At 36.9% G+C, this 26,784-nt stretch carries 19 protein-coding genes and 1 pseudogene; 9 read left to right on the plus strand and 11 right to left on the minus strand.

Annotation, left to right across the window (positions count from 1 at the left end; all coding sequences use genetic code 11):
* Window positions 1-182 (minus strand): hypothetical protein (locus ACFINW_RS06795; protein WP_375673977.1); only part of this gene is annotated, 182 nt, incomplete at its 3' end.
* 372 nt (window positions 183-554) lie between these two features.
* On the opposite strand from ACFINW_RS06795, the gene ACFINW_RS06800 reads away from it, so the two are divergent.
* On the plus strand, window positions 555-701 hold the full coding sequence (locus ACFINW_RS06800) for a hypothetical protein (protein WP_375621594.1): 147 nt from the start codon (window positions 555-557) through the stop codon (window positions 699-701).
* Here ACFINW_RS06800 and ACFINW_RS06805 read toward each other — a convergent pair.
* From ACFINW_RS06805 to ACFINW_RS06815, 3 genes are read right to left on the minus strand one after another with little or no spacing between them, the layout of a single operon-like run.
* The gene (locus ACFINW_RS06805; RefSeq protein WP_375673978.1) at window positions 698-1,669 is read right to left on the minus strand and encodes a WD40 repeat domain-containing protein; all 972 of its coding nucleotides are present in this window, start codon (window positions 1,667-1,669) and stop codon (window positions 698-700) included. The two genes, ACFINW_RS06800 and ACFINW_RS06805, sit on opposite strands and share 4 nt — an antisense overlap.
* A 10-nt stretch (window positions 1,670-1,679) precedes the next feature.
* A complete protein-coding gene (locus tag ACFINW_RS06810; RefSeq protein WP_375621596.1) occupies window positions 1,680-2,708 on the minus strand; it encodes a CobW family GTP-binding protein in 1,029 nt (342 codons plus the stop codon).
* Between the two features lie 21 nt (window positions 2,709-2,729).
* The gene (locus ACFINW_RS06815) at window positions 2,730-3,473 is read right to left on the minus strand and encodes a creatininase family protein (RefSeq protein WP_375621597.1); all 744 of its coding nucleotides are present in this window, start codon (window positions 3,471-3,473) and stop codon (window positions 2,730-2,732) included.
* Window positions 3,474-5,757: 2,284 nt separating this feature from the next.
* On the opposite strand from ACFINW_RS06815, the gene ACFINW_RS06820 reads away from it, so the two are divergent.
* A complete protein-coding gene (locus ACFINW_RS06820) occupies window positions 5,758-6,114 on the plus strand; it encodes a hypothetical protein (RefSeq protein WP_375612285.1) in 357 nt (118 codons plus the stop codon).
* 809 nt (window positions 6,115-6,923) lie between these two features.
* Here the strand turns inward: ACFINW_RS06820 and ACFINW_RS06825 are convergent.
* Window positions 6,924-8,258, minus strand: a complete 1,335-nt coding sequence (locus tag ACFINW_RS06825; RefSeq protein ID WP_375673979.1) for an NAD(P)H-dependent oxidoreductase — start codon at window positions 8,256-8,258, stop codon at window positions 6,924-6,926.
* A gap of 163 nt (window positions 8,259-8,421) precedes the next feature.
* Between ACFINW_RS06825 and ACFINW_RS06830 the strand changes: the two genes are divergently transcribed.
* Complete coding sequence (locus ACFINW_RS06830) at window positions 8,422-8,901, plus strand: MaoC family dehydratase (protein ID WP_375612287.1); 480 nt, start codon at window positions 8,422-8,424, stop codon at window positions 8,899-8,901.
* A gap of 190 nt (window positions 8,902-9,091) precedes the next feature.
* Here ACFINW_RS06830 and ACFINW_RS06835 read toward each other — a convergent pair.
* The 4 genes and pseudogenes from ACFINW_RS06835 to ACFINW_RS06850 form a co-directional block, all read right to left on the minus strand.
* Window positions 9,092-9,390: pseudogene (locus ACFINW_RS06835) on the minus strand (integrase); the annotation flags it as partial.
* Between the two features lie 451 nt (window positions 9,391-9,841).
* Window positions 9,842-10,501 (minus strand): methionine ABC transporter permease, encoded by a 660-nt coding sequence (locus ACFINW_RS06840; protein ID WP_375609233.1) that lies wholly within the window; start codon window positions 10,499-10,501, stop codon window positions 9,842-9,844.
* Window positions 10,494-11,528 (minus strand): methionine ABC transporter ATP-binding protein, encoded by a 1,035-nt coding sequence (locus tag ACFINW_RS06845; RefSeq protein WP_375612288.1) that lies wholly within the window; start codon window positions 11,526-11,528, stop codon window positions 10,494-10,496. The genes ACFINW_RS06840 and ACFINW_RS06845 overlap by 8 nt, the downstream gene beginning before the upstream one ends.
* Before the next feature lie 27 nt (window positions 11,529-11,555).
* Window positions 11,556-12,374 carry a MetQ/NlpA family ABC transporter substrate-binding protein gene (locus ACFINW_RS06850; RefSeq protein WP_375673980.1) on the minus strand — a complete coding sequence of 273 codons (819 nt, stop codon included), beginning with the start codon at window positions 12,372-12,374 and terminating at the stop codon, window positions 11,556-11,558.
* A gap of 509 nt (window positions 12,375-12,883) precedes the next feature.
* Here ACFINW_RS06850 and ACFINW_RS06855 point away from each other — a divergent pair.
* On the plus strand, window positions 12,884-13,522 hold the full coding sequence (locus ACFINW_RS06855; protein WP_375647323.1) for an SH3 domain-containing protein: 639 nt from the start codon (window positions 12,884-12,886) through the stop codon (window positions 13,520-13,522).
* Between the two features lie 284 nt (window positions 13,523-13,806).
* Here ACFINW_RS06855 and ACFINW_RS06860 read toward each other — a convergent pair whose 3' ends face one another.
* On the minus strand, window positions 13,807-14,838 hold the full coding sequence (locus ACFINW_RS06860) for an aspartate-semialdehyde dehydrogenase (RefSeq protein ID WP_375613639.1): 1,032 nt from the start codon (window positions 14,836-14,838) through the stop codon (window positions 13,807-13,809).
* A 1,262-nt stretch (window positions 14,839-16,100) separates the two neighbouring features.
* Complete coding sequence (locus ACFINW_RS06865) at window positions 16,101-16,481, minus strand: helix-turn-helix domain-containing protein (protein ID WP_375612292.1); 381 nt, start codon at window positions 16,479-16,481, stop codon at window positions 16,101-16,103.
* 226 nt (window positions 16,482-16,707) lie between these two features.
* Between ACFINW_RS06865 and ACFINW_RS06870 the strand changes: the two genes are divergently transcribed.
* The 5 genes from ACFINW_RS06870 to ACFINW_RS06890 all read left to right on the plus strand — a co-directional run bounded on the left by ACFINW_RS06870 (window position 16,708) and on the right by ACFINW_RS06890 (window position 26,455).
* Window positions 16,708-17,889, plus strand: a complete 1,182-nt coding sequence (locus ACFINW_RS06870; protein WP_375641019.1) for a tyrosine-type recombinase/integrase — start codon at window positions 16,708-16,710, stop codon at window positions 17,887-17,889.
* 177 nt (window positions 17,890-18,066) lie between these two features.
* Window positions 18,067-18,267, plus strand: coding sequence for an AlpA family transcriptional regulator (locus ACFINW_RS06875; RefSeq protein ID WP_015856773.1), 201 nt, complete (start codon window positions 18,067-18,069; stop codon window positions 18,265-18,267).
* Window positions 18,268-18,366: 99 nt separating this feature from the next.
* The gene (locus ACFINW_RS06880) at window positions 18,367-19,266 is read left to right on the plus strand and encodes a toprim domain-containing protein (protein ID WP_375641020.1); all 900 of its coding nucleotides are present in this window, start codon (window positions 18,367-18,369) and stop codon (window positions 19,264-19,266) included.
* Between the two features lie 12 nt (window positions 19,267-19,278).
* Complete coding sequence (locus ACFINW_RS06885; RefSeq protein ID WP_375673981.1) at window positions 19,279-20,886, plus strand: YfjI family protein; 1,608 nt, start codon at window positions 19,279-19,281, stop codon at window positions 20,884-20,886.
* Window positions 20,887-21,478: 592 nt separating this feature from the next.
* Window positions 21,479-26,455, plus strand: a complete 4,977-nt coding sequence (locus ACFINW_RS06890) for a DEAD/DEAH box helicase (protein WP_375673982.1) — start codon at window positions 21,479-21,481, stop codon at window positions 26,453-26,455.
* Window positions 26,456-26,784: the final 329 nt, after the last annotated feature.

Genomic DNA, 26,784 nt, shown 5'->3' on the forward strand with positions numbered 1-26,784 from the left:
TGTGGAACAACAGCTCTAATTTGGAGATTAGACTGAACATCAAGCGGTATAGAGAGATTAGATGAAGGATCTAAAGGTTCAGAGGACTGAGAAGGCTTTGGTTCAACAGGGACAGAAGGAAGAACAACAGAATCTGTAGAAGAAGGTGATACCGGAACAGAGGGCGGTAATAGAAGCTCCATGAAATGATTATTAGATAGAATTTTCTAGGCAAGAAACTAAAGTGTGGAAGGCTGCTCGTAGGAAACTTTGCTCTTTAGAGGGGGAAATCAAAAAATTTTTTATTTAGGAAAATAGTGTTGAATTCCCTTCTTCTGATCGTAGGAATAAATCGTTGTTTTAATGATGATATCAGCTATTTTTTGCCAAATTTTTAAGAAAAATGCTTTTGTGGAAGTATGTAGCCTATATAGATGTTTATAAGGAGATGGGGGGGGCGGTCTTGAGGGTGATGTTTTTATTCTTGTATGGGGGTAGCAATGTTAAAAGGTCAAAAAACATGTTTAAGGTATTTTCTTGTCTAAAGGGGGGAGAAAAGGAAGAGGGAAGATTTAATGATTACGAAGATTTTAGGAGATTTTTGGGGGGAGATTAGGGAGATAGGATTTCTGAGAGCTCTGGAGATGCAAGGGGATAAGATTTCTGGAGTATTGTGTGGGCATTTTTTATCGGCGATGATTGCGTTTGTTGGTGTAATTTAATCAGTGATATTGATTATACCACATTCACCATTTTCGCTACCGAAGGAGAGGTTTTGCCCTGCTTGATCCCAGTTAAGTGCTGAGATAGCACTTTTCCCATAACCTTTTAGAAGGACTTCTTTTCCATCATGGAATTGTGCCGCTAAAATCATTCCATCATTGAAGCCTATTGCTACAATTTCTTTGTTTGGGTGGCATGAAACGGTGCTAACAAGCGCATTTGCTCGTGTGCCTAGTTCTAGAGGTGTTTTTCCCATGGGGCCATCTTTTGTATGAAAGGGCCAAACAATTGCGGCAGAGGCACCTGATGTTGCTAGCCATTTTCCTTTTGCGCTCCAAGACCAGCTTTTAACTTTGCTTGGGTAGCCACTCATCCGTAAATGTTGATTATCAGTGAGACGCCAACCGTGTAAGGCGTTTTCTTGCATGGTGGAAATGACATAGCGGTTGTCTGGTGAAAAGGTGACACCACAATGAGCTCCTTTCCATACTAATGTGGTGGGAGATATTTGCGTTGATAACCAATGAAGAGTCACACCATTGTAATGGGCAACGGCAAGTCGCAAACCTTTTGGGGCAAAAGCAAGGCCTTCCACACTGCGTTCATGTGTGAGCTCTTGTCGTTCTTTTCCAATATGCGCAAATGCGAGGCGTGAGGAGGAAAAAGCAAAAGCTTTTTGTGGACCAAAAGCAACGTTGTTTATCCATTTGCGTTCTTTTTGGCTTAACACTTCCGTGTGATCTGCTACGGTTGTTTGACAGACTTTTCCATCTTCTCCACCGGTGATGATCGCGGTATTGTCATGGGAAAAATGGCTTGAAATTATTCCTTGGTGAACTTCAACGATTTGTGGGGTTGGATTAAAAAAAACAATGAAACCTTCTACGGAAACAAAGGCTGGTTTATTGCCTATAAAACCGCAGGAAAGGCAGTAACTTTTGAGATCATAATGGGTAATGTTTGGCATTATCACTCACTTATGCGCAATTTTCAAAACCAGTTTTTAATTTTTCAGCATCAAGAGAGCGTCCTATAAAGACAAGGCGGCTTTCTCGTTTTTCATCTTCACGCCATGGGCGTTGATGTTGTCCTTCAAGAAGCATATGTATCCCTTGAATGACGTAACGATCATCGTCTCCTTGAAAGGCGATAATGCCTTTAAGACGCAAGATATCAGGTCCTTGTTGCTGTGTAACCTGCTGGATCCAAGGGAAAAACTTTTCTGGTTGCAGAGCATCTGTTTTTAAACTTACAGAAGTGATGGTAATATCATGAATGGTGGATGCGTGATGATGGTCATGATGACAATCGGGACCGCACACATGGTTGGCATGTTGGTGTGTATGTTCGTGATCGAGAAAATGAGGTTCATGATCGAGAGTCTGTTGGAGATCAAAAAAACCACGATTAAGGAGTGTCTCAAGAGGGATATTGGTGCGCTGTGTTGTATAGAGTATAGCGCGAGGATTAATGGCCAGAATAAGGGATTCAGCATGGCTGCGTTCTTGTTGGGTGACAAGATCAATCTTATTTAAAAGAATAATATCCGCGAAGGCAATTTGGTCTTCAGCTTCACGACTTGTTTTTAATTGAGAGGGAAAATGCTTTGCATCAACGACTGCTATGACACTGTCGAGAGCTGTTTTTTCATGGATAGTATCATCCATGAAAAAGGTCTGTGCTACGGGAACGGGATCAGCAAGCCCTGTCGTTTCTATAATGATCGCATCAAATCGATGAGAACGTTGCATCAGGCTTTCTAAAATGCGAATGAGATCACCACGTACGGTGCAGCAAACACAGCCATTATTCATTTCATAAATTTCTTCGTCTGATTCAATAATCAGGTCATTATCAATACCAATTTCACCAAATTCATTGACAATGACGGCATAACGTTTGCCATGATTTTCACTGAGAATGCGGTTGAGAAGGGTGGTTTTTCCAGCACCAAGATAGCCTGTGAGAACCGTAACGGGAAGTTTTTTTTGGGGTATCGTTTCCATGGAGAGACCTTTTATTGTTCTTTATTGCCATGTGTTTATGTTAAATCGATTGATATCATCAAGTAAATCACGAAGCTGAGACAGAACATGAGAAAAGATTGCTTCACCGGCTTGTGGTGTTGCTTTGCTTGCATTTCCTGCCGCACCTTGCGTATTTAGATCTTTCATTGTCCAACCAAAGGCATGAGGACCATAAGCGCGTAAATACCGATAATTGGCAATCATATCCGCTTGTTTATTATGAAAATTTTCTGCCTTTTCCATATGGACTTTTTCTGGTGCTAAATAGAGCATGAGAGAGGTTTCGATAAAGCCTCCATGGATATCAAGATGTTGTTGAGATGGCTCCATGAGACCTTGTGGTAAACCAAAACGGCTCCAGCTTGTTGCTACAGCGAGCATGGAAAGGCGCTTTCGTAATTCGGTGATAACAATGCTCATTAAAGGTGAATTTCCTCCGTGAGCATTGAGAAGAAGAAGACGGTTGATCCCTTTGTGGTAACAGTTTTCACCAATCTTTATCCATCGCTTAATCGCATCAGAAAAGGTAAGGGTTTGCGTGCCTGTAACATCCATATGTTCTATAGAATAGCCAATCTTTTCAACCGGTAAAAGTGCGATATGAAACTGCTCTTTTGTTTGTAAAGTGAGGGCTTTTGCAAAAGCTTCAGCAATAATCCAGTCGGTTTCGAAAGGAAGGTGCTCTCCGTGATATTCATGTGCACCCAAAGGTAAAAGAGCGAGAAAAGGTGGGTTAGATACCATAAATTAATGCCCAAAAGAGAAGTCAAAAGAGACAAAGTGATCAAAGGTGCTGTCACTATTTAATCTATCTATAAGAGAAACGCAAATAGGCGTCTTTTTACATCACATATGGATGCATAAAAATGAGAGCTTTGTTAAAAATAGAGAAGCTTTTATTGAGCAAAGCCACCGCAATTTTTCTGTAATATTAGGCAATCTTTCTCAAGATAGTTGTCTTTTATAATTATTTCTGATGTATATTATCATTTTTAATAATTATATATTAAATACTTCACAATAAATAATGAAAAAATTATTTTTCATTATTTATTAAATATGTAATTTTTTCTGTAAATTACATATTATTCTTTTATTATGGAGCGAGGATGATCAAAGTATTTCTACTATTGCAATAGTACAGACTTTTGTTGCAATCAGGAACTCTATTCAATTATCTGTATATTACAAAAGAATAGAAATGTTTGTTGATTGATTTTATTTTGGATAGTGTCTTAACAGATTTTAGTGTTCATGAGAAAAAATAAATATAAAGGGAAGAATTCACGTAAGATGGATTTGTAATCTCATAGAGCAGTTTATAAGATGATTCAGTAAGAAACACCGTTGGATACAAGAAACACCATTGGATACATGATAAACAGAACGCCATTGTGTTGCAGATTGACGCTTTTGTTTTAAAGAAACATTTCTCAAGGTATCCAAGCCTATTTTGCAACGGCGCCCGTGAATGGTATAACGGTAAAGCCTTATAATATAAAATCTATAGTGTTCCAGCATCTTTACACTTTTAAAGTAAAAAGGGGCACCATCATTCACTTTGCTAGTTTTCAATACTGTGTTAACAGCGCTTGATAGTTAAGATACCTCATAAGTGATATTTTCCTTTCTTCAAGTGTGTTTACACACACACCGATCTCGTTTGTGATTTGCAAGTGAAGAATTTTGATTGATTCAATATAAACAGAGTTAAAATTAAGAGAGTTTTATAATCGTCAGCTTTCTCATTCAACATGCAAAACAATAAATTATTATTATAGATTAATATTTTGCGATTAAAGTGATCGGTTGATGAATTTATCATTCAATATCAGTTTTCATGGCGTTATTTTTTCAATGTGCTTACTTAAGTTGGTATTTTAAAAATGCAATTTTTTAGTAAGTTTCTCTATTCCTTTTCTTTCAAGAATTTGATTAATTCTTTATTATTTATTTTGCACAAATTGAAGAAAGTTATGTGAATATTGCTAAAAATTTCGTTCAAAGAGAATTATTTGTTACTAATATAGAGTAAATATAATTACTTAAAATATAAATATGGTTGTGATCTACAATATTGACGAAAAATATGGAATAACTTTTATGAAAATTAAGAAAGAAAGTTTTTTCAGTATTTTGGGGATCATCTCATTTTTCATGACTCTCTTTTTATCTGGTTTTAGGTAGTTTGTTGGTGTTCTAGTATTGCTTATAATTTTTTTGTAAATCTGATAGATTTACTTATTTTATGCGTTTGTTTTATTAGGTTTGAAAGTCAATATTTTGTGTTCTTTATGCTGTATGGGATAAAGGGGGCTGAATTACCTTTTTTAAGATGCTATGCAGTATTTTTTTTTTATATATCAGTAAAAGTTGAGAATCATTTTATTAACGTCTCTTCCATTTGAAGATAGAGATCTTAATTGTTTTTTTACACTTTATACCTGTTTTATAGAAAAATAGTACACTATTTAAATTTGTTTTATTAGGATAGATTTGTTTTAGATCAAGTTTTTATTTGATACCAATTTTATTTTTCAATATTACTGATGAGTGATATAATAAAAATCCATTAAGTGCTATTTCATTTTTATATTTATTGAAATAATAGACAATCATATATCATTATACTGGCATTTTTAAATTTTATAGTTCTTTAAAATTAATTGCATTTTAAATTATTTATAAAATCTCTATTATATAATTTTTTAAATGAATTTGTTTCGTAATATTTCTTATAATAAGAAATTTAATAAATTATTATTATTTTTAATTATAGCAATAAAAATGACAAAATATTACTGTTGGTATCTTGAGTTATTATGGCGTAAAAGGAATAAATTATTTTTATCATTTATTGTTTTTTATATTTACATGTAATACACAATGTGTTATATTATAATAACAAAATTACATATAATATTTTATTATGTGCAATTATATAAATGATTAAATATAACTTTTGGTTTTTATATATGTGAATATTCTTTCATTTTTTCAGTGAAGAAAAAGAGGAGCAAAGAAAGCTATGTTTAAAATATTTAAAAATCGTGTATGTTCATTTACTTTTACACTATTTATTCTTTTTTTTATACAAACTATAGAGGGAAATGCAAGTTTTGTAAAAAATAAAGTTCAAGAGAGAATGGCAATTACTATTCCTACACTAGAAAAAAATGTAGCTATTAAAGCTGTGGATAGAGTTGTTATTCAAGGCGTTGAGGAACAAGATGTTATTGCTTTAGGGAAACCTGAAAAAGCTGCTGCCTTTTCAGGTTCAGCCTTTTGGGGGGGAATAAGTATTTTATCACTTCTTGCTTCTTTATGTATTGGGGATGTATTAGGTACTGTTGTAACTCTTTTTGCAATATTTAGTACACTTTAGTAGGAAGCTCATCAACAGAGTCGAGGATTTTTTTGTTCACTTCATTATTTTTAAATAATAAATATTTTATTATTTATACTATACTAGATAATAAAATCACTACTCTTAATACTAAATGTAGCTTTTATTAACATTATTAAAGTTCAAGATCCTACATTTATGTTGTTTTTTACAAATTAGCGTAACCTGATTTTTTTTTACAGTTTATGATTATTTTCTAGTAATAAGGCTAGTATACTTACTATCTTTATCAGTCTTTTAATATTGTCTACCTTTTCTCATATGAAGATTATTCATCAAAGGTATATTTTATCCTTTTTAAATTTTTTTATCTTTCATAAGGGGATAAAATAAAAAATATCCCTATATCCATGGCTCTCATGCAATAAGAAAAATGAGAAATTATTATTTATCATTTTAAATTTGTTTATGTTAAATCCATCAGAAGTATTTTTTACGTATAACAAGTTGCGTTCGTGTATGGATAAAATTATTAAAAAAAGACTAAAAATTCTTCTCATTAATTATCTCTAAGGTTCAAGGACTGTTGTAGTATTGGAAAATAAATGATGGTGCTGGTTTGTATCTTCATAGAGTAAAGATAGTGATACACAATGAATCTTATGTCATCTCATGGAGTGGTTTATATTGTCGCATTTACGGGACATATTGTGAGAGGGAAGTGGTGATGTGCATCGTTGGAAAATGCTTTTATTAAAACATAAACCTGTATTTGCGATAGAAGTGTATTCTGGGTTATTCTGTTGCCTAAGGGAAGGATACTGTTAAGTAAGGTAATTCAGGAGTATTTATAGCTTAGTGGAAGAAGGGCAATGAAGTAAAAGGTCTTGTTTAGCACGAAGACGTGCAATCCATTGATCTTCACGAATAGCAGTATTATGTACTGTAATGAGTTCGTTTTTTTTAATTGCAGCTGTTACTGTTGCTTTTTCTAAAAGACCACAAGGAATGGCGTGGTGAGCGCGTGCTTCTGCGATGTTCATTATCCAAGCACGATAAGTATAAAGACCGATAAAGTCTAGCTGATCACCTGGATGTAAATCTTTTTTAGCAACAGCACAGACTTCTACTACGGGATGGCTAAGAGGGACCATATCTTTTTTGCCATAAAGCATAATACGTGCGCAGGTGAGGGGAACTTCCATTGCTGTTAAATGATAGGGGCGATGAAAGGTGAAGTAAGGTCCCTGGCCAATTTTTAAATCTTCCATACGTTCGCGTAAACGTGGGTGTGCTATTTCGGCAATGACAAAGACACCAGGTGAAACACCTTGACCTATTGAATAATCTACAACACCATATTGTTGTAAAATGCCTCCATCTTGTTTTGGAATAAGCACTTTGTTTAAATCTTGTAGCGCTGCTCGTGGTCCATGCATTCCTGGGCAATCGGGGAGAAGTCCGGTGGCATTGGCAATGGCTGCCATTTCAACCATCGTTTTGGAACCATCAATAAATTCAACCAACATGCGCACATTCATATTACGCCGGAATGCTTCTTCTTCGTAAGCGTCAGGTGTAGCATCAAAGCGCAGAGGATTATTTTTTCCTTTACCCGCTACAACAATCTTATGTCCAAGGGCTGAAACAAATTCTATGAGTTCCATACAAGAAGTAGGTTCATCGCCGGCACCAAGTGTATAAATGAGCCCTCGTTTTTCTGCTTCATGTTTGAGATAAGCGCCAATTGTAACATCTGCTTCAACATTCATCATGACAAGATGTTTGTTATTCTCAAGCGCTTTGATACCAATCTCTGCTCCTGCTTCGGGATAGCCTGTTGCATCAACGATAATATCAATTTGTTCATGGCGCAAAACAAGGTTAATATCATCTGTTGCTGCAATCAAACCCTTTTCAATGCTTTGGGTGAGAGCATAAGTATTTTCAACTTCACAGACATGTCCATCTTCGCCATAGGCTAGTGTAGCGGCATCAAAAATACGTGACGGTGTCCTCGTGGCTACAGCAGCGACTGTTATACCATCCATATGCGCAATACTTGATAATAAATCTGTGCCCATTTCACCACAACCAATCAGTCCAATACGGATGGGGGGATGGTTTTCTGCACGTTGTTTCAAATCATGCGCTAAACCTGTTAGGTTCACATTGCTTGCCATTCTTTTTTCCTATTTGAAAACTATTCTGTTAAAGAACTTTTCTCATTCATAAGGTGCATTTGTTTTTAAGACAATTAATCTTTTATTCTTGATGCTCTAATCAATGGATTTTATAAAAGCAAGAGGGGTGGTTTCTTTTATCAAATAAAATAGGAATAGCGTTATGCAGCAAAAAATAACAGTACAAGATGTCACCAGTTTTATTGGGAAAGAAGTGGGATTATCGGAGTGGCGTCTTGTTACACAGGATATGATTAATCAGTTTGCATGTGCTACAGATGATCATCAATGGATACACGTTGATGAGGAAAAGGCTAAAAAGACACCTTTTGGCGGCACGATTGCTCATGGTTTTTTAACATTATCGCTTTTGTCTACGCTCGCTTATGAAGCTCTTCCAGAGTTGGAAGGGAGCACAATGGGGATTAATTATGGTTTCGATAAAGTACGCTTCATGAGTCCTGTGAAAACAGGGGTACGGATACGTGCGCGTTTTGTGTTAGACGACGCAGAAATTCGTCCTTCTGGTCGAGTGGTTTTCCATTATGGGGTTACGGTGGAAATTGAAAAGTTAAAAAAACCAGCTCTTACAGCTCAATGGCTTATTGTTGCTGTTGTGGAAGAAAAACCTTCCAATATCTAGATTGCCTTCCAATATCTAGATTATTTGAGTGCTTTATTTTATAAAATTTTTATACAATTCTATTAGAAGTTTCTTCAATGATGATATTGAGAATAATCTATAGGATAATAGATATGGTGGAGCTATCATAGCGTTGATAGCCATAGCAGGTTGCTATCTTTCCTAGATCGTTTTGAAGAGGAGTTTCTTAATGTAGATAGTGCATTGCTTCACGCTTTTGTTTATAGCGTTCTTTAATGGGATCATACCCATCACGTAAAACAGAACGCTTCAAATGGAATATACTTGCGTTGCCAATTCACGGGTTTATTTTAAAGCAACATCTCTCAACGTTTGTCACGCCCATTTCGCAATGGCGCCTGTGAATAGTATAACGATAAAGCCATTGAGCACCCCTATCGTTATGCTTGTGAAGAAGAAAGCTGGCACCATCATATTATATGCTAGCCGCCAATGTTAAGACAGGTCTTGGCGCTTGAGATAATTCATAAGAGGCATGCCTTCCTTTCTTGTATGTTTTTACTCACACGGCTCTTCCTGCTTGTAACGTGCAAGCGAGAGGTTTTGGTTGATTCTATATGGAACAAATTGGGAATGAGAGGATCTTACGGTATTCAGAGTTCTCGTTCAATATGAATAACGCCATATTATCATTATAAATTCAATGTGTTATCTACGGTTTGGAGAGGTTGTGGTCAATGTCTTAATTTAAAGAGAGTCTCACATACTGTGAGATCTCTTATTTTATCCCCTTTTATATTCTTTTATATTAAAGCCATTAAAACTATTTTCTTTCATGTTACAAACGGATGGGGAGAGATAAAAACTGTTTAAGAAAAAAGTTTCTAATCTCTTATGAGTGTTTTCGATAGGCAAGGGTTGGTGCACTTGGAAAGTGGCAAAGGGGATGATGGTATTGGCATGTGAAATTCTAAGTCTTTTAATGTTTTGTTTTATCAAGTTTTTGTACGATTTTATCAGAAGTCCATTGGGTTGTAATATTAAGCACGATCAAAAGGATGATGACGATGGTCATGATGAAGGTATTGTAGCGTTGGTAGCCATAGCGGATTGCCATATCCCCTAAACCGCCTCCACCAAGATATCCAGCAAGTGAGGTGGCTCCTATAAGAGAAATGACCATGACTGTAAAACCTGTAATCAGGCTAGGGAGAGCTTCAGGAATAAGGACATGTCTGATAATTTGAAGACGACTTGCACCCATCGAGCGGATCGCTTCAATGAGACCGTTTTCAACGGTTTTAAAAGAGAGTTCCGCCATGCGTGCATAAAAAGGGATAGCTGAAATGGTCAGTATAAAAATTACAGCAGGCATTCCTATCCCTCTTCCTACAACGATACGCGTAACGGGAAGAAGATAAAATGCAAGAATGATAAAGGGAATGGCACGAATACTGTCAATGATCATGCTTAAAGGGCGATTGATGAGAGATGAGGAAAAAATCCCTCCGCGTGCTGTTGTGTGAAGAAGAAGACCAAGGGGAAGCCCTATAATAAATGCCATAACAGAAGCACTAAGTGTCATCAATATTGTATCAATAACAGCTTGGGGAAGTTCATGAGACAGAACATTAAACATAGCCTAAGACCTCACAATATCGTCCTTTTTTCGTTAACCATTGAACAGCTTTTTCTAAAGCTTCTTTATCTTCTCCAGGAAGAGCCAAGAAGAGTCTCCCGATGGTTTCATCTTGAACTGTATCAATGCCACCATGCAAAATACGTGCTTTTAAACCACTCTCATTTTCTAGAAGATGAAGAAAAGGCTGCTGGGCAATTTCACCGGCAATATTAATTTCAATGACAGCTTCTCGTCCGATTGGTTTGAGATTTTTCGCAAATTTTTCAGGAAGTTGCGGGGTTACAAGCTTGAGCATAGCTATGGTTGTATCGTCTTGCGGTGATGTAAAGATGTCTTTCACACGTCCTTCTTCTACAATATTCCCCTGATTAAGAACAACAACGCGATGCGCTATGGTGCGCACAACTTCCATTTCATGGGTGATGAGCACAATCGTGAGATTGAGGTGTTTATTAATATCAGCAAGGAGCTCTAGAATAGATTGTGTTGTTTCAGGGTCAAGAGCAGAGGTGGCTTCATCTGATAACAATATTTTAGGATTAGCAGCAAGAGCGCGTGCAATGCCAACGCGTTGTTTTTGTCCCCCGGACAATTGTGCTGGATAGCAATATTCTTTCCCAGATAACCCAACCAATTCAATCAGTTCAAGGGCACGTTTGTGGCGTTGTTTTTTACTTACACCACTTAATTTAAGTGGCAATGCAATGTTATCAAGAATATTTTGCGATGAGAGAAGATTGAAATGTTGAAAAATCATCCCAATTCGTTGACGGTAAGGCGCCCATTCTATCTCTGATAGATTAGAAATATCAACACCTTCAAAAAAAATGGACCCTGCATCAATCTTCTCTAACCCATTTAAACAGCGAATAAGTGTTGATTTTCCTGCTCCACTGCGCCCAATAATGCCAAGGATTTCACCAGCATGGATATTTAAAGAGAGATTATTAATTACCGGAACACCAGCCGTTTTGTTAAAACAACGGCTGATGTTTTTTAAGGAGATAAGAGTAGGTTTTTCCATTCACAATTACTCGGATATTTGGCACAATTACCAAGATGTTTGGGCGGTATTGCCAAAAATCTCTTTGATTTTTGCACGGATAAGATCGTTGTTGTAAGCGGCAACTAATTTTTTAACCCATGGCTCATCTTTTTCGCTTGTGCGTACAACGATGATATTATCATAAGGATTATTTTTTGCGCTCTCCCATGCGACTACATCTTTTTCGAAGTTTAATCCGGAAACAATAGCCCAGTTTGTGTTTATAATTGCAAGATCAAAATCGTCAATAGCTCGCCCTAACATACCGGCATCGAGCTCACGAATTTGCAGGTTTTTAGGATTTTCGATAATATCAAGTGGAGATGCAAGAATATTATGAGGATCTTTTAACTTAATGAGACCTAAAGAATTGAGAAGAAGTAAGGCTCTTCCACCATTAGATGGGTCGTTCGGAATACCAACATGTGCACCATCACGGAGATCTTTTAAGTCTTTTATTTTGTGTGAATAAACACCAATTGGAGCAATAAATGTATAGCCGACAATTGAAAGTTTATAGCCACGTTGTTTCATTTGTTCATTAAGATAAGGGGCGTGCTGAAAAGCATTCGCATCGATCTCTCCTGCGTTAACAGCATCATTAGGCAAAGCATAATCAGAAAAATAAACGAGTTCAATATCTAAACCGGCTTTTTTAGCCTGTTCAGCAGCAGTTTTCCAAATAATTGCATCCCGCCCTTCCATAATACCAAGTTTGATTTTTGTTTTGTCTGCGGCCATGGAAAAAGCAGTAGACAAAAAAAGTGCAAAGAGAGAGAGGAATAATCCTATAATCCGACTACGAGAAAAAAATTTTAATGTCATATGCTTTTAACTTTCTTTTTCGAGAAATTTTTTGAGCGAAGTTTCAATATACTCTGTATCTTTTTAGGCAGATTTAAAGTTATACAAGCTTTAGAGAATATTCAATCACTTTTATTTTTTAAAGAGTATTATTTTTCCTTCTATTTTAGTTGTTTTGGGGGCTGATCATCATTCATTCTCAGAAAATCTTTGAAATTTAGGCAATCAATTCTTTTATTGCAATCATTTGTTGAGGGAACCAATGCCCCTTTAAAAACTTCTGTAAGGGACAATTGGTTGAAGAACCGGACAATCAGATGATGCTTTAGCCGTAAATTCATGAAGAACATACTGCGCAATCAAGATCAAAAGGCCGTGTTTGTGTAGGCGATAAAGAGAAATTTTGTTGCAATGTTGTGGTTTTTTGGGGGGGGGGGAATAAAGGTTGCTGTTCATTGGATTTAAACGCGGCAAATTTTTGCAAAGGCGAATTTTTGCCCTTCATACGTTTTAAGAGAGGAAGAAAAATAATGTTAAGAAAGAAATTTTTATCAACAATGATGACTTTATGGACTTTAGGAGCGTCAGGGGTGGCTGTGACTGCTTTTCACGCACAAGCTGGAACCATTACAGGAACAGTTGCTCGTGTTGCATCAGGTCAGGTATCTTTACGCACAGGCCCTGCGACAGCTTATAAAGTTATCGCAATGGTTCCAATGGGAGCAAAAGTGCAAATTTATGGCTGCCTATCCAATAAAACTTGGTGTTCTCTTGGTTATCATGGAAAAGTTGGTTGGGCATCTGCACGTTACGTCAATGTTAACAATGTTCCTACCATTGCTTTTAAAAAGATGCCAGCAAAATCAAAATCCATGGTAAAATCGCCAAAAGAAAAAGTAAAACAGGCTGTTTCCGACTTTAAAGCTCTTCCGGCGATTCAAAAAACACGGAAAAATATGCAAAAACTATACAGAACAGATATGATTATCGATTCTACAGGTGTTAAAAAAAGGGATGAACGAACAATTTTAAATCCGTCGCAAAAAGCACAAGGCGTTTCTGTAAAGCACGTGAGTGCTTATAATCCCTCCTTTCCTGATAATGTCAATTACAAAAATTTTGAACGTAATGAAACGCGTTACCGTGTCGTGACCTATCCTGCTCGATAAGGGTAAAGTTAATTTCACAACCGGAATGACAAAAAGGATCAGCAGCATAAGCATTGTTTGCTTCATGCTGCTGATCCTATTGTACCGTAAAATGTCATTAAGGCGGCAATGCTTAACTTAAGGTGGCGAGGCATTCAAGGATATTCAAAGTAAAATTTGATAATACCTTGGATTACAGTTCTTTAGGATGGTGATATGAACCTTCAGCTGGGGAAGGTTATACTGAAGAGAAGCCGGACTTTTGACAGACCGGCTAGGGGTTCTTTGTCCTTTCGGACAGGGCGTTAATTTGCGGACTTAGGCTTTATCAAATTACGAGAAATGAGCAATTCAGCAATTTGAACGGCATTCAATGCCGCTCCTTTTCTTAAATTATCGGCGACAACCCAGAAAGCTAAACCATTTTCAACGGTGATATCTTCACGAACACGGCTAATAAAGGTATCATCTTCTCCGGTACCTTCATAAGGTGTGGTATAACCACCATCTTCGTGTTTATCGATAAGCTGACAGCCTGGTGCATCGCGGAGGAGCGCTTGTGCTTCAGATGCGCTTAGTGGTTTTTCAAATTCAACATGGACGGCTTCGGCATGACCGATAAAGACAGGGACCCGAACAGCAGTGGCTGTTAATTTAATTTTCGGATCGAGAATTTTCTTCGTCTCAACCGTCATTTTCCATTCTTCTTTTGTATAACCATCTTCCATGAAAACATCAATATGAGGAATGACATTAAAGGCAATGCGTTTAGTGAATTTTTTTGATGTAATTGGGTCTGCAACAAAAACTGCACGTGATTGTTCGAAAAGTTCGTCCATTCCTTCTTTACCAGCTCCAGAAACAGACTGATATGTAGAGACAACAACACGTTTAATGATTGCAGCATCATGGAGAGGTTTTAAAGCTAAGACCAGTTGAATTGTTGAACAATTAGGATTTGCTATAATATTACGCTTAGAAAAGGCATTTATAGCTTCGCCATTGACTTCAGGGACTATCAACGGAACATTGGCATCATAGCGCCACGTGGAGGAATTATCGATGACGACACAGCCGGCAGCAGCAATTTTAGGGGCGTATTCTTTGGAAATGCTCCCTCCCGCAGACATAAGACAAAAATCTGTGTCAGAAAAATCGTAAGTATCCAGTGCTTTTACTTTTAAAGTTTTATCTCCATAAGAAACTTCTTGTCCTAATGAGCGTCGTGATGCTAGAGGGACAATTTCATGCGCAGGAAAACCACGTTCTTCTAAAATTGTAAGCATTTCACGACCAACATTTCCGGTTGCGCCGACAATTGCAACTTTATAACTCATTTTCTATATACTCCTCATGTCTCTCCACGTTTATTCCCCGTGCTATACTCAGGAGAGAGTGAGTTGGTCAAGGAACATCATTAAATTATATTTTTGATTTTCAACAACTCAATTTTGTGCACACCAATCATCATCGTTAGCACAATAAATTGTTTTATTTCAAATGATACGTCTCTTTTAATCTTTCAGAATTGAAAAAATTGAATATTTTACGCTAAGCTATTATCTCTTTAGAAAACACTTTAATTAAGTGAATTTCTTATCTTCTGTCAATTGTTTACCTTCTCACTTTGTGAATTTTTTAAAGATGGTATTACGTATCGCTTTGGTGGAATCTTTTTATACTTTATCTGTTAATTGTTGAATTATTTGATTTTCTCCCTATGCCTTTAAAAGCGAAGCTTCCTATTACAGTCTGTAAACAGCTAGATTCTAGTGGCTTCCCATTTTTTACTTAAACTAAAGGCTCAACAAGCAGGCTTAAAAATATTTAAAAAGATATTGGGTATCTAAAAAACATTTGAATGTTTTAAGGAGGTATGCGTGCTTCATGCCCTCATACCTTAAATGATAGAATTTATGGCACAACAGGATAAACTTAAGTATCCATATATAGATAAATTCTTATGAAAGTTATAAATATAGTTTTTCGTGTCTATTTTTAATTTATATTTCTTATTTTTACTTTAATCCTGTTATGCTATAAAATATCATTATTTGGAGTATGGTGGTATAAGATCTTTGATTTTTCTCAATATATTTAAGTATTTTTTTAGTGTGTGGGAATATTTTTAGGCTTGTTTGGAGAGCCTTTTTTAAGTAACTCATATGAGTGGAAAGTCGTTGAACACCCCCATATTTACGTTTAATAAAAGAGCAAGTTAGCACCATCATCCATTTTTTCAGCACACAATGTCGTTACAGCTCTTGGTTTGTGAGACGATTCAATAAGAGGTATGCCTTTTTGTACGTTTTTACTCACACGCCAACTTTGCTTGTAATGTGCCAACAGTGATTTTGATTGATTCAATATAGAACACGTTTGAAATGAAAGAATTTTACGATATTCGGAACACTTATTCAATATCAATAACGTTAGATTATCATTATAAATCAATGCACTATTTCTAAGTTAAACTCGTTAGAATTCGGATTATTTACAAATCAGATTAGATTAAGCATTTTCATTCTCATGAAGTGTGGGGAGACAGTCACAATTCTTGTCAATATTATTAAGGACTTTGATTATCTTTGCAATGAACTTATGAAAATAAGGGGTTATTTTTTTCATCAGAAATCAACTGCAAAATTGCTCTTTGTTTTTTGCGGGTCAGTATTCTGAAATTTTTTAAAAGTAAATATTCTGCTTTGCTTGCTATTCTGTCATCACAATGATAGAGGTTCTCTTCTTTTTTTGCGCCATCAGCATAAAAGAAGGAAACGGGAACATCTAATATATGAGCAATTTCCTGTAAACGTCTTGCACTTACGCGATTTAAGCCTTTTTCATACTTTTGGATTTGTTGGAATGTTACGCCTAAATGACTTCCTAATTGTTTTTGAGAAAACCCCATGACGTTTCTTCTGAAGCGAATTTTTTTGCCTAAAGAAATATCGTAAAAATGTAGATTTTTGGCTTTCACTTGATGTCCCCACCGGTTGCGAGCGCCCTCGCATTGGTATTCCGGGGTCTGGCAACACATTGATTTATAATAATAAATCATCCTTTTTCAACTTGAATCATAACTCCGAATATAGTAAGATTTTCTCATCACAAACCCTCTCAGATTGAATCAATTAATATCACTTGCTTGCACGTCAAAAGCGGGGCTGGTGTGTGGGTAAAAATTGTACAAGAAAGGAGTAAAAATGGTTCTTATGAATCGTCTTAATGCAAGGGCTGTCGCAACATTGGGGGCTGGCAAATATAATGATGGTGCCGGCTTGCTTCTCCATAAGCGTAAAGATGGTGGTGCTCAATGGCTTTATCGTTATACCATTCATGGTCGGCGCCGCGAAATGGGCTTGGGTGCGTTGCGAAATGTTTCTTTAAAAAAAGCCCGTGAATTAGCAAATCAATGGCGTTCTGTTTTGCATGAGGGGCGTGATCCCATTAAAGAACGTGAGAAACAAAAGCGTGAGGCAATAAGTAATCTCCATTACCTAAAAGACATTGCCTTAGATGCTTTTGAAAGTCGTAAAGCTGAATTAAAAGGAGATGGCAAGGCTGGGAATTGGTTTCTACCTTTACAACTTTATATTCTCCCCAAATTAGGCTGTATTCCTATTTCAGAAATTACACAAACAGAGATACGCAATGTTCTTGCTCCCATTTGGCATGCAAAAGCTGCAACCGCAGAGAAAGCAATAAATCGTCTTAATATTTGTCTCAAACATGCTGCTGCTTTGGGGCTGGATGTTGATTTACAAGCAACGATAAAAGCACGGGCTCTCTTAGGGAAACAACGCCATAAAGCACAAAATTTACCAGCAATGGACTGGAAAGATGTTCCTGCCTTTTATCAGTCACTCTGCAAAACAACAACAATGACACAACTGGCTTTGCGTTTGCTTATTCTTACAGGCGTTCGTACACGTCCTTTGCGCTATATGCATAAAGATCAGATTGATGGGGATATATGGACCATTCCTGCTGAAAGTATGAAAGGACGACGCGATGCTACAGAAGAATTCCGCGTTCCTTTATCATCAGAAGCACTAAAAGTGATTAAACAAGCACGCCTTTTATCTCGTAATGGGTTTCTTTTTTCTGCAACCGGTCGTGGTCCCCTTGCACAGAACAGCATGTTACAATACATGAAAAAAACAGGACTTGAAGCCTGTCCGCATGGTTTTCGCTCTAGTTTACGTGATTGGCTCGCAGAAACAACCAATGCCCCTTATGAGGTCGCTGAAACCATTCTAGGTCATACGGTTGGGGGAAAAGTGGAGCGTGCCTATCGTCGCACAGACTATTTAGAACAGCGTCGTATTTTTATGGATAGATGGGCTTCTTATGTTACTGATCAAAACAATAAAAGTTGTGGATAGCTCTATGTCTCCATTTTCCTTATTTTATCCATAACGGATAATACAATCACAAATTATTGCTTCTCTTGATAAAAAATCACAAGATATTGTTTTTTTTGCTGGAAAAGTTTGCTACGAATTGCTATTTATATATAGTTAATAAACAGTGATTCTATCATTTAATATAAAGGGGATTCCATGATTCCAAACGGACCACTCCTCACAGTACGTGAGAGTGCAAAACTACTTAATATAAGCGTTTCAACACTTTGGCGGCGGGTCGCTGATGGCTCGGTACCAAAGCCTTTAAAGATTGGTTCCTTAGCGCGCTGGTTACAATCTGACCTTTGCGATGTAATCGAAAAGGCAAAAAACCAACGTGGCAACGACGCCGCCTAAAGAAAACTTCGCCTTATAGGACAGACAAAGTATTTCGACTTTCGCAAATCCCGAAATAACAGAATCTGTCCTGTAATGCAAGTAGCAGGAAGGGATTTTATGCATTTTACAAATGCTACAACAAGCGATGCTTATGCATTGCATACAACAGCTCAAAAAATTACTTGTGCATTACGTGGAGTTTGGCATGGGCGTTATGGAACAGCCCGTTGCCCTGCTCATGATGATAGGCTGCCTAGCTTATCCCTTGCCAATGGACATGATGGGCGTCTTTTACTCTATTGTTATGCTGGCTGCTCTTTTAGAGAGATCATACAAGCGCTTATTAGAATTGGCTTGCTTGGAAAACAAGCTTATGATCAGACACTCTCTTTCTCAAAACAGTTTTGTGCTGATCTCAAACGAGCAAAACAGAAAGCAGAGAGAGCAAAAGCAATTTGGCAACAAAGCCAACCAATCAAAAATACTTTAGCAGAAACCTATTTACGTATGCGGGGTATTACATGTGATTTGCCTCCTGATTTACGCTTTCATAGCAAATGTCCGCACCCCTCTGGGGTTACACTGCCCGCGTTGGTTGCTCTTGTTAAGGGCGCTGGCTCTTTCGCCATTCATAGAACCTTTTTACAAGCCAATGGCTGCAAAACAGATCAAAGACCAGCAAAAGCCATGTTGGGATCTGTAATGGGTGGTGGGGTGCATTTAAGCCAAGAAAATCCCAAACATCTGGTTATTTGTGAAGGCATTGAAACGGGGCTGTCTCTGCTGTCTGGGTTGTTATCAGAGCCCGTTGATTTATGGGCTTCTCTTTCAACCAGTGGCATGATGCGTGTGAATTTACCCCCTACAAAAGCCCGTCTCACCATTGCAATGGACGGTGATGATGCGGGTCGTAAAGCAGGTTTTAACCTCGCTGCGCGTGCTTATAGCCAAGGCTTTGAGGTCTTTATGATGCAAGCTCCAAAAGGAACTGATTTTAATAACGTATTACTTTCTTAAAAGAGGGAAACTATGAAAAATAGTAATTTACAAAACAATAATGAAAATACTCCCGTCAATGATAACGATAATGTCTCTTTAAACGAAAATACTTGTTTAAAAGCCATTTCTTATGAACAAGCCTTGCAACAAAATGGTTGGGGGCAATTAAAATCGATTGCTACGGCTCTCTTACCCGTCGAGCCTTTTAGCTTATTACAGTTGCCAATGCCATTAATGGACTATATTTATGAGGTTGCCGATCTTCAACAATCTTCTATCGATTTTATTGCTATCTCTGCTTTATGTGGCTTGGCTGCTGTGATTGGCAATGGCGTGCGGATTGCTCCCAAAAAACATGATAATAATTGGAAAATTGTTCCTAATCTCTGGGGTGCTCTTGTGGGGCAACCTTCAACACTCAAAACACCTACCATGCAAGCCGCTTTAACTCCTCTCTATGCCTTTCAAGAGGAATGGCATCAAGAATGGTTAAAGAAGAAAGAACAGCAAGAAAAGAAAGATATTCTTATTGAATTAGATAAACGAGAAAAGAAAAAACAAGCCTATAAAGCACTCAAAGATCAAGATGAGGAACAAGCCCTTGCCCTTCTTTCACAATCTATTGAACACAAAGAAAGTGATGATAACACTCTTGATAAACGACGTCTTATTGTCAACGATGTGACTGTCGAAAAGCTTGGGGAACTCTTAAAAGAAAACCCCCGTGGTCTCTTGATGGTACGAGATGAATTGGCTGGGTTTTTAGCTAATATGGAAAGAAAGGAATACCAAACAGACCGTGCCTTTTATCTAACAGCTTTTAATGGCAATACGTCATACACCTATGACCGTATTGAACGTGGAACCATTCATATTCCCAATGCAACCATTTCCATTATTGGGGGCATTCAACCCTCACGCATTATTCCCATTATTCAAGCCATGTGCCATGGAATAAATGATGATGGTTTCATGCAACGATTTCAAATGATTGTATGGCCCGACGAACGAAAAAAGCGGTTATGGACGGATAGACCTTCCAATCAAAAGGTGTGGGAAAGTTATCAAGGGGTCTTTCGTTCTCTTTATGATAAACCGTTAGGCTCACCAAAGCATCCGATAACCATACGCTTTTCTGCTGAAGCTCAAGAAATGTTTCGTGTATGGTGGGAAAATTTTCAGAAAAAAATAAATAGTGGTCATTTCTCTACAAATTTACAATCGTATCTTTTGAAAATGGATAAAACCATACCAACCCTTGCGTTGATTTTTGAATTGACCGAAGGGGGTCGTTTTGAAATCAATAGAAATGCTCTTGAGAGAGCCTTGTATTGGGAAAAATATCTGTTAAGTCATGCCAAACGTCTTTATGCGGCGCATGATACATTAGCAACAGAAAGTGCAAACTTGCTTGTCAAGCGCTGTGATTGTTTACCTGATGTTTTTACTGCACGGGATGTTTATAAACGTGATTGGAAATATTTAAAAGACAATGAAGCTGTGAAGCAAGCTTTAGAGCTTTTATGCCGTTGCAATTATATTCGTGAAATCTCTGGAGACAATAACTCCCAAGGCGGTCGACCTACCATACGCTATGAATGGCATCCTTTAGTGAAAAGTCATAAAACATTTCAATGAATGAATTTTAAATTCCAATAAAACATATAACTTATGTATTCATAAAATGAAACCTTCAAAACATTTCCCATCTATTGGTTTTGGAGGTTTTGGAGGTTTTGGAGGTGCTTTTTATTCCCCTCTTTATATATTTTAAAAATCAAAATAAAAGTCATTATATTTCAATATGTTAATTTTTATCAACTTTTCAAAAAACAATCTATATCAACATTACAACCTGTAAATTCAACTTATAGTATAGGTTTTGTAGGGGTTTTGGGGGCATAGGGGGTATATGCTTTTTATCTTTCTTACAAAGCAAGCAATAAAAGCCTATCAAAACATACATTCTGATATCTTAAAAGCACATAGTTCATTTGTCTTGATGAACACGTGAAACGAACAGCAAAATTCACTATTTTGCTGATTTTACTTCATGTCATAGGCTGTGGATAAGTAGCCTTTAAAAACCCCTTTTGAAAAAATTTATCCGTTTTTTCGCATTTTTCTACATTTTTTTCACCATTTGCTCAAAATGGATTTAATAAGCTTCATTTCGATTCTTTTGAAGAGAATTAATCTGTATCGTAGATAGTTATGGAGTTTATCCTTTATGCTTCGCTCTCATCACTCTGATAATGAACACGTCACTTTACGCTCTCTGTTGGAATATTATCGTCAAAAAGCTAAATCACCCCGTGAATTAGGAACCATGTTTGAAAACCTTGTCATGGTTTATTTGAGTGAAGAGCCGCTTCAAAAGCAAGAATACGAAAAGGTTCAAACTTATTTGGAATGGGCGCAAGAGCATGATGAAGATGGAACGGATATTGGGATTGATCTGGTGGCTACAATCCGTGATGAAGGGGGTTATGCGGCTATTCAATGTAAATGCTATGACGCCTCTCACATAATTAAAAAAGAAGATATTGATAGTTTTATTGCTGCCTCGGGCAAAAAGATCTTCACCCGTCGCATACTGGTTGATAGCACCGAAACAGATTGGAGTGACAATGTTGAACTGACTTGTGAAGGACAAGAGGTTCGTATTCAACGGATTAATCTGTTTGATTTAGAAAACAGTCAAATCGATTGGGGGGCTTATAAAGAACAAGGACAAGCTGTTCTCAAAGAGAAATCAAAGAAAAAGCTTTTAGATCATCAGAAAGAAGCGCTCAAAGCGGTTTGTGAAGGTTTAAAAGAAGCAGACCGTGGCAAGCTGATTATGGCATGTGGAACGGGCAAGACTTTCACCAGTTTGAAGATAGCAGAAACCATAGCAGGAAAAGGCAAGCGTGTATTGTTTCTGGTGCCCTCTCTCGCTCTTATCTCTCAAACAATTCGTGAATGGACAGAAGATACAGAAGTATCCTTGCGTTCCTTTGCCGTATGTTCGGATACGCAAGTAGGTAAGCGTCGTAAGAATAAAAATGATGATGAAGCTGGTCTCGATGCATCAGACCTTGTTTTACCGGCTACGACCGATGCCAAAGAGCTTGCGCGTAAAGCCAATAAAACTTCTCTTGATGTAATGACTGTGGTCTTTTCGACTTACCATTCAATCCAAGTGATTTCGGATGCGCAAAAAAAGTATGATTTACCCGAATTTGATCTGATCATCTGTGATGAAGCACACCGTACCACTGGAGCTGTGTTAGGAACAGACAAGCGTGAATCTGAATTTATCAAGGTTCATGATAACAGCATCATTCGGGGCAAAAAACGTCTGTACATGACGGCAACCCCTAAGATCTTTACCGACAAGCTGAAAAAGAAGGCTGACGCATCTGATGCTGTTCTGGCGTCCATGGATGATGAAGAGCTCTATGGAAAAAATCTTTACACGTATACTTTTTCAAAAGCTCTAAAAGATAAACTTTTAACACCCTATAAAGTTATCGTCTTGGCTGTTGATGAAGCAATTATTAACGCAACGATTCAGAAACGCCTTAAAGATAAAAATTCCGAACTTATTCTTGATGATACAACTAAAATCATTGGCTGCTACAAAGCACTTTCCCAAATAGAAAAGAAGGAAGAAGATGGCATAAAACCTATGCGTCGTTCTCTGGCTTTTTGTAAAAATATCAAGACGTCTCAATTAGTTAGCGAACTATTCAATGACGCCATTGATGAATATCATAAATTTGTTCCCGAAAGTAAGACTTCTCTTATCTTTGATGTTAAGCACATTGATGGATCTTTTAATGGCAAAAATCGTAATAAATTACTTGATTGGCTTAAAGAAGATACAGATGAGAATAACTGCCGTGTGTTAACCAATGTCCGATGTCTCTCTGAAGGAGTCGATGTCCCTGCTCTTGATGCGGTTATGTTTTTACACCCGCGTAAAAGTCATGTGGATGTGATACAGGCTGTGGGGCGTGTGATGCGCCGCGCAGAAGGTAAAACAACAGGCTACATTATTTTACCCGTTGGTATTCCCTTTAATATTCCACCACAACAGGCTTTAGAAAACAATACAAAGTATGATGTCATCTGGCAAGTTCTCAATGCTTTGCGTGCTCATGATGACAACTTTAAAAACAAAATAAAAGCCTTAGAGCTGGACCAAGATGTTCGTCATGTGTTTGAGATTGTAGGGGTTACTTTTGACCCTGCTTTACAAGCAATGACCGCAGTTGTTGACGAACTCTCTTTCCACGCGAAATCGGAAAGTGCTGGGCTTCATATTGGTTCAGTAGCAAGTGAAAGCTCTTATAAATATGGAGGACAAAAAGAATTCGAGTTTTATGTTGATGAATTATCGCGTGCTATTAAGCCCATCATTGTCAAAAAATGTGGAGAGCCTAATCAGTGGGGAAATTGGGCTGGCAATGTAGCTGCAATTGCACAAAATCATATTATTCGTCTTAAAAGCATACTCGCTGATAAAAAGAGTGAAGCCTTTCACGCTTTTGATGCCTTTCATAAAGAATTAAAGAACGGTTTAAATGACAGTATCGAGCAAGAGGATGCACTTGAGATGTTGGCGCAACACCTTGTGACACGTCCTATTTTTGAATCCTTGTTTGATGGAAATGAGTTTGTGCAAAACAATGCCATTTCACAAGCCATGGAAAAGATCTTAAGAGAACTTGATAAGATGAATATCAAAGACGAAGCCAAAGATCTTGAAAAGTTTTATCAAAGTGTAAAGGATGATACAGAGGGTATTATTGAAACGCGAGCAAAACAGAATCTTATTATCAAACTTTACGAAGATTTTTTTACCAAGGCATTCAAAAAGACAACAGATAAACTTGGGATTGTTTATACGCCTATTGAAATAGTTGATTTTATCTTACATTCCGTCAATGATGTTTTAGAGCAAGAGTTTGGACAAAGCTTAAGTTCTCGAGGCGTCTCTATTCTTGACCCTTTCACTGGAACGGGGACCTTTATTACACGGCTTTTACAATCCAAGCTCATCAAACCAGAGGATATGAAATATAAATTCCGTCATGATATTCATGCCAATGAGATTGTTTTGCTAGCCTATTACATAGCAGCGATTAACATTGAATCGACCTATCATAGTCTTATGAAAGGAGAGTATATCCCTTTTGAAGGAATTTGTTTAACTGATACGTTTTTGATGCTTGAAGAAAAAGATTTTTTTACACGCTATATGTTTGAGAATTCAGAGCGGTGTAAAAAACAGCAGGAAGTAGATATCCAAGTTATTGTTGGCAATCCTCCTTATTCAACAGGTCAAAAAAGTGCTAATGACAATGCAAAGAATACCCCTTATCCCATATTAAATAACCGTATTCGTGAAACCTATGCTGCTCAATCTAAATCAATGAATACGCGAAATTTTTATGACAGTTATATTCGTGCTATGCGCTGGGCAAGTGACCGTATTGGTAATGCTGGGGTAATCGGCTTTGTTTCTGGCTCTGGTTACATAGAAAAATCGACAATGAATAGTTTACGAAAATCTTTAGCCAAAGAATTTACGAGTATTTATGTACTTAATTTACGAGGGGATCTTCGTAAAAATATGTTAAGCAATGGAGCTGCTCAAGAAGGTGAAAATGTTTTTGGTAGTGGTAGTATGACGGGCATTGCCGTGACGCTGTTTATAAAAAATCCCAATACTATTGGACCTTGTAAAATTTACTATCATGATATTGGTGATAATCAAACAAGAGAAAAAAAACTTAAAACAATTAAGGACTTTGGTAGTATTGATGGCATTACACGAAGTAAAAAAGATTGGCAAATAATCACACCAGATAAGCATGGTGATTGGATACGTCAACGTGATGACAGTTTTGAAACATTCTTAGCTTTAGGCGATAAGAGACCTCATGAGAAAAAACTCTTTGAGATTTATTCTTGTGGCATTACGACTAGTCGTGATGCTTGGGCATACAATTCAAGTCGTGCAATTTTAGCGAAAAATATGGGTAACATGATTGCCTTCTATAACAGTGAAGCAGAACGTTTTAATAATGCTTATGCGCACACTGACAGTAAATCACGTACAAAGGCTGTAGATAATTTTGTTAATTCAGATACAAGCAAGATAAGTTGGAGTTTGAATATAAAAAAACAATTAGCAAGAGGTCATATTTTAAAATTTGAAGAAGTCGGTTTTGTTCAAAGTTTATATCGTCCTTTTACACGACAGTGGCTTTATTATAATCGCATTTTTAATGAAGCAATTTATCAAATGCCTCGTATCTTTCCTGTAGAAAAAATGATCAAAAATACAGTGATACAAGTTTCTGCTATAGGGGCAAGAAGTGGATTTTCTGTTATTATGACTAAGGATCTACCTGATTTTCATGCAATAGATACAGGTCAATGCTTTCCACGCTATATTTACGAAGACACAACGGTCTCAAAAGATAAAAACAAAAAACAAACTCATTTATTTTTAATTTCTACAGAAGAAAGTAAAACAGCTGGTTTACAGAAGCGTGATGCCATTACTGATGAAGGTCTAGACTATTTTAAAGCCGCTTATCCTAATGAAACCATAACAAAAGATGATTTATTCTATTATGTTTACGGTTTACTTCATTCGGAAGATTATCGCTCTCGTTATGCTGATAATTTATGCAAAGAATTACCTCGCATTCCTTGTGTAAAGAGTGCTGATGATTTTTGGAAATTTGTAACAGCAGGGCGTGAACTGGGTCATTTGCACGTGAATTATGAAACTGTAGAACCTTATCCAGTGACCTTTAAAAAGGGTAATCCAAAACAGACAGAGATCTCTAATCCCGAAAAGTTTTATTATGTAACTGAAATGAAATTCGCAAAAATTAAGAATAGTAAGGAAAAGGATAAATCAACTGTTTTTTACAATAGCAATATCACAATAACAGATATCCCTCTTGAAGCTTATGAGTATATCGTCAATGGCAAGCCTGCTCTTGAATGGGTTATGGGGCGTCAATGCGTTAAGACTGATAAAAAGAGTGGTATTGTGAATGATGCTAATCGCTATGCTGTTGAAACCGTTGGCAACCCTGCTTATCCATTAGAGTTATTTCAAAGGGTTATTACTGTAAGTTTAGAGACAATCAAAATTGTTAAGAACCTACCAAAATTAGAAATTAGAGAAACTGAATAACTTATAAAGCATGCTCACATAATGGGCATGCTAATCTTATTAAAGCCGCTTATGTATTAGTTTAAATAAAAGTTTATTTTATCATCTGTTATGAGATAACTAAGATAGGAAAGAATTACGTTATCAGAAATCCTTTAATGGACTTTTGTAAATTCTTTAAACGTATCATCTTGTGAATTGATTACCTATAATCTTTAAAAGGAGTGTTTATATGCGTTATTCTAAAAAGAAATCATTTGCACTTTTAGATACTCTTATTTGGATTGCCTTTAAGAGATTATACCGTATTTAAAATGATAGCTTTATCCTTTTCAAAAGCTTTGTTTAAA

Source organism: Bartonella sp. AA18HLJMS (genome assembly GCF_042197245.1).
Lineage (GTDB): Bacteria > Pseudomonadota > Alphaproteobacteria > Rhizobiales > Rhizobiaceae > Bartonella.